The organism is Rhodococcus sp. EPR-157, from assembly GCF_001647195.1.
Classification (GTDB): Bacteria; Actinomycetota; Actinomycetes; order Mycobacteriales; family Mycobacteriaceae; genus Rhodococcoides.
Map to the genome: position 1 here is coordinate 1 of NZ_LVCV01000094.1, position 8,613 is coordinate 8,613.

General features: G+C 64.2%; 12 protein-coding genes. 3 read left to right on the forward strand and 9 right to left on the reverse strand.

What is annotated here, in order from left to right:
- Positions 1 to 507: O-methyltransferase (locus tag A2J03_RS03630; RefSeq protein WP_068369803.1), on the forward strand; the 507-nt coding region annotated here is incomplete at its 5' end.
- 94 nt (positions 508 to 601) lie between these two features.
- Here A2J03_RS03630 and glgC read toward each other — a convergent pair.
- On the reverse strand, positions 602 to 1,816 hold the full coding sequence (glgC, locus tag A2J03_RS03635; protein WP_068369807.1) for a glucose-1-phosphate adenylyltransferase: 1,215 nt from the start codon (positions 1,814 to 1,816) through the stop codon (positions 602 to 604).
- A 76-nt stretch (positions 1,817 to 1,892) separates the two neighbouring features.
- Here glgC and glgA point away from each other — a divergent pair, with 76 nt between their 5' ends.
- On the forward strand, positions 1,893 to 3,068 hold the full coding sequence (glgA, locus tag A2J03_RS03640) for a glycogen synthase (RefSeq protein ID WP_068369810.1): 1,176 nt from the start codon (positions 1,893 to 1,895) through the stop codon (positions 3,066 to 3,068).
- On the opposite strand, the gene A2J03_RS03645 is transcribed toward glgA, so the two are convergent.
- From A2J03_RS03645 to A2J03_RS03675, 7 genes are all read right to left on the reverse strand, one after another.
- Entirely contained in the window at positions 3,038 to 3,874 is an 837-nt protein-coding gene (locus A2J03_RS03645) for a putative RNA methyltransferase (RefSeq protein WP_068369813.1), read from the reverse strand. The genes glgA and A2J03_RS03645 overlap by 31 nt on opposite strands.
- 72 nt (positions 3,875 to 3,946) lie before the next feature.
- Entirely contained in the window at positions 3,947 to 4,114 is a 168-nt protein-coding gene (locus A2J03_RS03650; protein WP_068369835.1) for a DUF3117 domain-containing protein, read from the reverse strand.
- Positions 4,115 to 4,211: 97 nt separating this feature from the next.
- Positions 4,212 to 4,820, reverse strand: a complete 609-nt coding sequence (locus tag A2J03_RS03655; RefSeq protein ID WP_068369816.1) for a DNA-3-methyladenine glycosylase I — start codon at positions 4,818 to 4,820, stop codon at positions 4,212 to 4,214.
- The gene (locus A2J03_RS03660; RefSeq protein ID WP_068369819.1) at positions 4,817 to 5,176 is read right to left on the reverse strand and encodes a DivIVA domain-containing protein; all 360 of its coding nucleotides are present in this window, start codon (positions 5,174 to 5,176) and stop codon (positions 4,817 to 4,819) included. The genes A2J03_RS03655 and A2J03_RS03660 overlap by 4 nt, the downstream gene beginning before the upstream one ends.
- Positions 5,177 to 5,205: 29 nt before the next feature.
- Positions 5,206 to 6,138 carry a glucosyl-3-phosphoglycerate synthase gene (locus A2J03_RS03665; protein ID WP_068369823.1) on the reverse strand — a complete coding sequence of 311 codons (933 nt, stop codon included), beginning with the start codon at positions 6,136 to 6,138 and terminating at the stop codon, positions 5,206 to 5,208.
- On the reverse strand, positions 6,135 to 6,995 hold the full coding sequence (folP, locus tag A2J03_RS03670; protein ID WP_068369826.1) for a dihydropteroate synthase: 861 nt from the start codon (positions 6,993 to 6,995) through the stop codon (positions 6,135 to 6,137). Before folP ends, A2J03_RS03665 begins: the two co-directional genes overlap by 4 nt.
- Positions 6,992 to 7,429, reverse strand: coding sequence for an ester cyclase (locus A2J03_RS03675; RefSeq protein WP_068369829.1), 438 nt, complete (start codon positions 7,427 to 7,429; stop codon positions 6,992 to 6,994). The genes folP and A2J03_RS03675 overlap by 4 nt, the downstream gene beginning before the upstream one ends.
- Before the next feature lie 54 nt (positions 7,430 to 7,483).
- Here A2J03_RS03675 and A2J03_RS03680 point away from each other — a divergent pair, with 54 nt between their 5' ends.
- Positions 7,484 to 8,128: a TetR/AcrR family transcriptional regulator gene (locus A2J03_RS03680; protein WP_068369832.1), complete on the forward strand. Its 645-nt coding sequence runs from the start codon at positions 7,484 to 7,486 to the stop codon at positions 8,126 to 8,128.
- Here the strand turns inward: A2J03_RS03680 and A2J03_RS03685 are convergent.
- Positions 8,118 to 8,613, reverse strand: a 496-nt coding sequence (locus A2J03_RS03685) for an AMP-binding enzyme (protein ID WP_442971316.1), incomplete at its 5' end; no start/stop codon positions are given. The genes A2J03_RS03680 and A2J03_RS03685 overlap by 11 nt on opposite strands.

Genomic DNA, 8,613 nt, shown 5'->3' on the forward strand with positions numbered 1-8,613 from the left:
GCGGTGCTCAGCATCTTCACCCAGATGCTCGGCGCCAAGACCGTCGTCGAAATCGGCACCGGAGCCGGAATCAGCGGACTGTGGTTGCTCGACGGGATGCGCGACGACGGGGTCCTCACGACAATCGATACCGAGCCCGAACACCAGCGCGCAGCCAAGGAAGCGTTTCGCTCCGGTGGTATCGCGCCGTCGCGGACGCGGTTGATCAACGGGTGGGCACTCGATGTGCTACCGCGTCTTGCCGACGACACCTACGACCTGGTCTTCATCGACGCGAGCCCCGTGGATCAGCTGCACTTCGTGCAGGAAAGCGTCCGCCTGTTGCGGCCGGGCGGCGTTTTGGTCCTGCACAACGCGCTTCTCGGAGGTCGTGTCCCCGACAGCACGCAGCGCGACGCCACCACGGTGGCTGTACGGGCAGCAGCGCGCGCGATCGCCGAGGACGAACGACTGACGACGGTTCTGCTCCCGCTGGGTGACGGCCTCATCTGCGCCTCGCGCAGCTGAGGCGCTCCGCGCCCAGTGGCGCGGTTGAGTGCACCGGAGTGCACTTAACCATGCCACTGGCGGCGGAGCCGCCAAACCCACTGCGGCGGAGCCGCTAGATCCACACGCCCTTGCCCACGGAGACGACGCCCCCGGCAGAGACGTTGAACCGTTCCTTGTCACGCTCGAGGTCGACCCCGATGATCTCACCGGGACCGACGACGACGTTCTTGTCCAGGATCGCGCGCCGAACCACGGCGCCCTTTCCGATCTTGACGCCGGGCATCAGCACACTGCCCTCGACTGTCGCTCCGTCGTCGATCATGACGTTCGACGACAACACAGAGTTACGAACGGTGGCGGCCGACAGGATGCAACCGGCGCCGACGACGGATTCTTGTGCGAGTCCACCCTGGACGAACTTGGCAGGGGGCAGATTCTCGGCGGCGCCGCGGATGGGCCAACGGCGGTTGTAGAGGTTGAAGATCGGGTGCACGGACACCAGATCCATGTGGGCGTCGTAGAACGCATCGATGGTGCCGACGTCACGCCAATACCCGCGGTCGCGTTCGGTCGCACCGGGCACCACGTTGTCGTTGAAGTCGTACACCGACGCGACTCCGGCCTTCACGAGAGCCGGGATGATGTCTCCACCCATGTCGTGATCGGAATCGGAGTTCTCCGCGTCCGCCTTGATCGCGTCGATCAGCACCTTCGTCGTGAAGACGTAGTTACCCATCGACGCATAGGTGACGTTCGGGTCGTCCGGAGTGCCGGGCGGCTGTGCCGGCTTCTCCAGGAACTGAGTGATGTTGCCGTTCTCGTCGCTGTCGATGCAACCGAACGCGAAGGCCTCACTCCGCGGCACTCGGATACCGGCGACCGTGACGCCTGCTCCGGAATCGATGTGCTGCTGCACCATCTGTTCCGGATCCATGCGGTACACGTGGTCGGCGCCGAACACGACGATGTACTCGGGGTCTTCGTCGTATACGAGGTTGAGCGATTGAAAGATGGCGTCGGCGCTGCCGGTGTACCAGCGCGGACCGAGTCGCTGCTGTGCCGGCACCGGAGTGATGTACTCCCCCGCGAACCCGGACAGGCGCCAGGTCTGCGAGATGTGCCGGTCGAGTGAGTGCGACTTGTACTGGGTCAACACGCAGAGCCGGAGGTAACCGGCATTGACGAGGTTGCTCAGAACGAAGTCGATCAGTCGATATGCGCCGCCGAATGGGACGGCAGGCTTAGCTCGATCCGCGGTCATCGGGTAAAGCCGCTTACCCTCACCGCCGGCAAGCACGATCCCTAGTACGTGCGGTTGTGTCCTCACGCACCCAACCTATCCGTAGCGGATGAACCTTGCTAGCAGTACACGCGTTTCGCCCGATGAATGTAAGTTGACAGGTGTGCGCGTTGCAATGATGACAAGGGAATATCCGCCTGAGGTCTACGGCGGGGCAGGTGTACACGTCACCGAATTGGCGGCGCAACTGAAAGCGCTGTGCGAGGTCGACATCCACTGTATGGGGGCGCCGCGAGACACTGCGCAGGTTCACGATCCCGACCCCGCGCTTCGGGGAGCGAATGCCGCCCTGACCACTCTGTCAGCCGAGCTGCGGATGGCCAACGCGGCTGCAGGTGCCGATGTCGTGCACTCGCACACCTGGTACACCGGACTCGCCGGGCACTTGGCCGCGGAGCTGTACGGCGTGCCGCACATCCTCACCGCCCACTCACTCGAACCTCGTCGACCGTGGAAGGCCGAACAGTTGGGCGGCGGCTATCGCATTTCGTCGTGGTCGGAGAAGAACGCCGTCGAGTACGCAGACGCCGTCATCGCGGTCAGCGAGGGCATGGCGAAAGATGTGCTCGACGCCTATCCCCGACTCGACCCGAGCCGAGTTCATGTGGTACGCAATGGAATCGACACGGAGAACTGGCATGCCGGCCCCGCTGCCGATGTCAACGATTCGGCCCTCGACGCAATCGGTGTCGATCCGAACAGGCCGATCGTCGCGTTCGTCGGACGCATCACCCGACAGAAGGGCGTCGGTCATCTGATTGCCGCCGCACACCATTTCGATCCGTCGATTCAACTTGTGCTGTGCGCGGGCGCACCGGACACACCGGAGATCGCCGCCGAAACCGAGCGCGCAGTCGAGGAGCTTCAACAGACTCGTTCCGGCGTCTTCTGGGTCCGCGAAATGCTACCGACCGAGAAGATCCGCGAAATACTCTCCGCTGCAACAGTTTTCGTGTGCCCCTCGGTATACGAACCCCTCGGCATCGTCAACCTCGAAGCGATGGCCACCGAGACCGCAGTGGTCGCATCCGACGTCGGAGGCATCCCCGAGGTCGTCGACGACGGCGTCACCGGACGCCTGGTTCACTACAATTCGTACGAGCCTGCAGCGTTCGAGCGCGCCCTGGCGCAGACGGTGAACGAGGTAGCCCTCGATCCGCAGACGGCCGCGACGATGGGCACGGCAGGCAGAGCACGGGCCGTCGCCGAATTCTCCTGGGGTGCCATCGCTCAGCAGACTGTCGAGGTCTACGAAGCAGCACTCGCCCGGCGGGCGTAAACCCCGACCACGACGGACGCCGTCACCTCGACGGTGTCCGGCAACGCCGCGATCGACTCCTGCCGCGACGCGTGCGTCGTGTGGCGCGCCGAGGGGCCCATGGCAACGAGGCTTTCGACGTCGATGTGGCCCAGGTGCATCCGGTACTCGACGCTCCGGCGGTCGAGCAGATCGAATTTCCCGGCGAGTGAATCACCGAGCCTGCGGGCCTTGTCCTCGTCGACGCCGATGAGGCCGAGCGTGCCGATCAGTTCCTGCTGATGACGGGTCGTCGGCGTCACGACGATCAACACCCCGTCCGGTTCGAGTACTCGCCTGAGCTCCACTGCATTTCGTGGCGAGAAGACACACGTGACCGCGGCTATCGACCCCGCGCGCACGGGCAGCCCCTGCCAGACATCGGCAACAACAGATCCGATGGCCGGGTGTGCTTGCGCGGCACGACGAGCCGCCGCCTTGGACACGTCGATGCCAACGCCGCGCCCACCGGTTCGATCGAGTACCGATGCCAGATAGTGCCCGCTGCCGACGCCGACTTCGAGGACCATCTCGCGCTGACCGACGGCGTCGACCACCGCCTCCGACACCGGAGCGAAGTGGCCGCCGTCCAGAAACTGCGCTCGTGCAGCGATCATCTCCGCCGAGTCTCCGGCCATCTTGCCCGCACTCCCGGGCAGAAGACTGACGTATCCCTGCTTCGCGACGTCGAAAGTATGTCCGCGGTCGCACAGGACAGTGCGGTCCGCCAGGTCGAGGTCGGCGCCGCAGTGGGGGCAGATCAGTACGTCTATTACGTCGGACAGCATGCACCCGACCCCATCACGAAGCCCCGCCTACCGGATCGGCAAGCGGGGCTAGGCACAGAAACAGACGAGCAGTTAACCGGTGACGCCTTTCAGCTCTTCACCGAGTGCGGCTGCTTCGTCAGGGGTGAGTTCGACGACAAGACGTCCACCACCTTCAAGCGGCACCCTCATCACGATCCCTCGTCCCTCTTTGGTTGCTTCGAGGGGACCGTCCCCGGTCCGGGGCTTCATCGCCGCCATCCTCTGCTCCCTCCAGATCTGCGCCATCCTGCTCTGCGCGTCGGTCAAAAAAGATGTTCTCGCCGTGAGCGGCGATGTTCTCGAGTCCTATTCTTCCCTATGCAGGGCCATACCGGGAACCGGAGTCGGTATTCGGCGGTGTCACGAGGCAATCGGACAGGTGATCGTCCACCATTCCGGTGGCCTGCATCAACGCGTAGGCCGTCGTCGGCCCGAAGAATCGCAGCCCGCGGCGCTTGAGTTCCTTGGCCATCGACGTCGATTCCTCGGTCACTGCCGGCACATCCGATGCCGAAACGAGACGTCGAGGTCGGGGCGGTGGCGCGAAAGACCACAGTAACGAGTCCAAGTCGGTGTCGCGTAGATCGAGGATGACTCTGGCATTGCCGATCGCCGCCACGATCTTCGCCCGGTTCCTTACGATCGACTTGTCGGTCATCAATCGCTCGACGTGGTCCGCTCCGAACGAGGCGACCTTCTCGACGTCGAATCCCTCGAAGGCAGCACGGAAGTTCTCCCGCTTGCGCAGAATCGTGATCCAGGAGAGCCCCGATTGGAATGCCTCCAAGCACAACCGCTCGTAGAGTGCGTCACGGCCATGGAGCTCACGGCCCCATTCGGTGTCGTGATAATCCCGGTACAGCTCGTCGTCGACGGCACCCCACGGGCATCGGAGTTTGCCGTCGGGTCCTTCGATCGCCGTCATCGTTCGTCGGCAGCGGCCGGCGCTTCAGCTGTAGCCGGCGGTTCAGCTGTAGTCGGCGGTTCAGCTGTAATCGGGGCTTCGATGGCGGCGAGCCTGGATCTGAGTAGGTCGATCTCAGCGCCCAGTCTGTCGAGCGCCCAGTCGACCTCGCTCTGCTTGTATCCGCGCAGTGTCTGCTGAAATTTCAGCATCCGGACGTCATCCCCGGTCACCCCTTCGGCGGGCAGAACCGTCGCCGTCGTCCCTTCCGGGAGTGGCTCCAGTTCCTCACCGCGTCCGAATACGGCGCTCGCCGAGAAGAAGAGCAGGGCCGCGATGACGGCAATGATGACGACGTACATCAGGAGCGTCAGCATTGCTGAATGCTCTCATGCGGCCCTGCCCGTCACGCGTGCAAGGTGTTGATGGCCGGTCGATCCGCCAGCGACACCTCGGTGGTGAATGGCACGAACGAGTCGCCGTCGACGCGGAACTGCATGAGACCGGCTCCCGAATCCACCATCCCGCACCGGTTCAGCATGGTCCCCACGATCTGTCGGCTCATCGCACCGAGTTCGACCAGTGGACGATTGCGGTGCTTGCGTACACCGAGGTTGACCTGACCTATGGCGCTGAGGCCCAGCCGATCGTACGTGTCGAGCAGCAGCCCGATCTCTACGCCGTAGCCAGGCGCAAACGGTACCGAGGACAGCAATTCCCGCGTCCCGGCGTACTCGCCACCGAGAGGTTGGATGACGCCGGTCAGTTCGGGCCGGAGCGCGGCGAGCATCGGTCGCGCGACCAGCTCGGTGACTCGGCCTCCGCCATTGGCGTCCTCGGTGCCGCTCGTGCGCAGCGGCCGGCGGTAATAGCCCTTCACGAGATGAATACCGTCACGCATCAGAAGCGGTCCGAGGAGCTTCGGTACGAACGCCGGATCCGGGTTGATGAGATCGGAGTCGACGAACGCGATGAGATCTCCGGTCGACGCCGCGACCGAACGCCACAGCACCTCACCCTTTCCCCTGACCGGATCCAGCCCGGGAATTGCTTCCTCGCGGCTGATGACTCGCGCGCCCGCCGCCGTTGCCCGCTCTGCGGTGGCGTCGGTCGATCCGGAGTCCAGCACGATCAACTCGTCGACGAGACCGCCGAGCAGTGGATGGATCGTGTCGACCACCGCGGCGACGGTGTCTTCCTCGTTGAGCGCGGGCAACACGACCGAGACAGTGCGGCCCGCCTTGGCCGCCTCCAACTCCGCCAGCGACCACGACGGGGAATCCCAGCCGTTGGTGTCAGCCCACGATGTCGTCACGGTGGTTCGGTCGGCAAGCGTCATGCGAGACCCCTCACTGTCCGAGCCGGGATTCTCGTTCCCTGGATCGCCGCGACCATGTCTACGACTCTTCTGGTCGACGCAACCTCGTGCACCCGGAACATTCGGGCGCCGCCTGCTGCGGCCAATGCTGTCGCTGCCAATGTTCCCTCCAACCGGTCGGCGAGTTCTACACCTAGAGTCTCCCCGATGAAGTCCTTGTTGCTCAGCGCCATGAGCACAGGCCACCCGGTGTTTACAAGAACGTCCACGCGACGCAACAACTCGAGCCCGTGGAAGGTGTTTTTTCCGAAATCGTGCGTCGGATCGATCAGAATCGAGTCCTTCCGCACCCCCGCCGCGACAGCTTTTTCGGCCGCAGCCGTCACCTCGGACACCACATCTGCAACCACATCGGTGTATCGAACACGATGGGGACGGGTTCTCGGCGTCGCGCCGCCGGTATGAGAACAGACGATGCCGACGCGTTCTTCGGCAGCAACGGCAACGAGGTCCGGATCGGCGCCCGCCCATGTGTCGTTGATCAGGTCGGCACCGACACCGCACGCGAGTCGAGCGACTTCGCTGCGCCACGTGTCGACGCTGATGAGCAGATCCGGGTACTCACCGCGGATCGCCTCGACGAACGGGACGACGCGTCGGATCTCCTCGGCGGCGTCCACTCCAGCACCGGGACCGGCTTTGACGCCTCCGATGTCGACCATGTCCGCGCCCTCTGCGACAGCCCGATGCACCGACGCCATCGCCGCGTCATCGGTGAAGTTCGCTCCCTTGTCGTAGAACGAGTCGGGAGTGCGGTTGACGATCGCCATGACGAGTGCGCGATCGTCGGGCACCGACTTGCCGCAGAGAAGGCTCATTCATCCATAGTGGCATTCCGGCGGATGTGCCCGAGTGCGACGGCGTCGGCACCCACATTGGCCCAATGCCGGGCACCACGTCCCTCGTCGTCGAGTTCGATGACATGGAACTGCTCGATGGACACCGATTGGCCGGAGGCGGGGACGCCGAACAGCGGCGAACCCGTGTGGGTGCCGCGCATCTCGACTCGCGCGGCGACGCGATCGCCTTCCCCGAACAGGTCTCCGATCGTGACCTCGAGGTCCGGCATCGCCGACCGGAACATCGCGATCGCCCCTTTCAGGTGTGCCGCCATGTCCGGTTCGTCGGGGCCGAAGGCGTGCCGATCGACCGCGGTCGGCGCGAGAGCCGCGTCGACGGCAGAGAGATCACCCCGTCCGAACCCGTCGTCGAAAACACGACCCACTCTGGCTTTGGCCTGCTGAATATCCATGACGCCCCAATTCGTTCATGTGACACTCGGATGAATACGCATATACTCCGTCCGATGACCGAGAACGTCAAGAGGAACTACAACTCCGCGGTGCGACGGGGGCATGCCGAAGCCACTCGGTTACGCATCATCGAGGCGGCACGCAGGCTCTTCCTCGCGAACGGCTACGCCAAGACTGCAGTTCCGTCCATCGCTGCCGCTGCCGAGGTCTCTCCGGACACCGTGTTCCACGTCTTCAAGAACAAGCGGACGCTGCTGCGGGAAGTGGTCGATCTGGATATCGGCGGCGACAGTGACGCGACGCCGGTCATGCAGCGCGCCCCTGCCCTCGCCGTGCGCGACGAGCTCGACCAGCACACCCAGCTGCGCATGTTCGCGTCGGGGATTGCCCGCCAGGTTTCGCGAATTCGTGCGCTCGACGATATTCTCGTCGGCGCAGCTGCAGTGGACGAGGACATTGCGGCGCTGCGAAGCGACATTCAGGATCGCCAACGTCGGGCAGCGATGATGCAGATCGCCGAGTGGATTCGAGCCCGCGGAGAATTGGCGGTCGATGTCGAAACGGCCGGCACGACGATCTGGGCATTGACCAGCCCAGAGATGCACCGGATGCTGTGCGAGCGGTCGGGCTGGACGACCGACCGCTACGCACAGTGGCTCAAGGTCACCCTGACCTCGAGTTTGCTTGTCAGCCCTTAGGAGCCTTACCTGCAGCGACCTCGTCGACATAGCCGTCGTAGGCCTTGTCGTAGCCACCCGACTTGCCGCGCAGTACGTACAGCTCGCTGTCGCCGTCCTCTTCGTACCCCAGCTTCCGCAGAGCGACCTTCTGGCTCTTGAACGTCGAGGTCGTCTCCAGACTTTCGACGACTCGGACGAACAGTGGTACCGCATACGTCGGAAGCTTGTCGTACAGATGCTCTGCGACGGCTTTACCGTCGAAGATCTCTCCGTCTCGCAGTGTCACTGCAGCCATTCCTGCTTTGCCGTCGGTGCCGTCGATTCCGACGCCGTAGACGACCGCGCCGTCGACGGCCGGATGCCCGCCCAGCGCGCCCTCGACCTGCGTCGTCGCTACGTTCTCGCCCTTCCAGCGGAAGGTGTCCCCGAGCCGGTCGACGAAAGCGACGTGCAACCAGCCCTGCTTCCGGACGAGGTCACCGGTGTCGAACCACTGGTCGCCG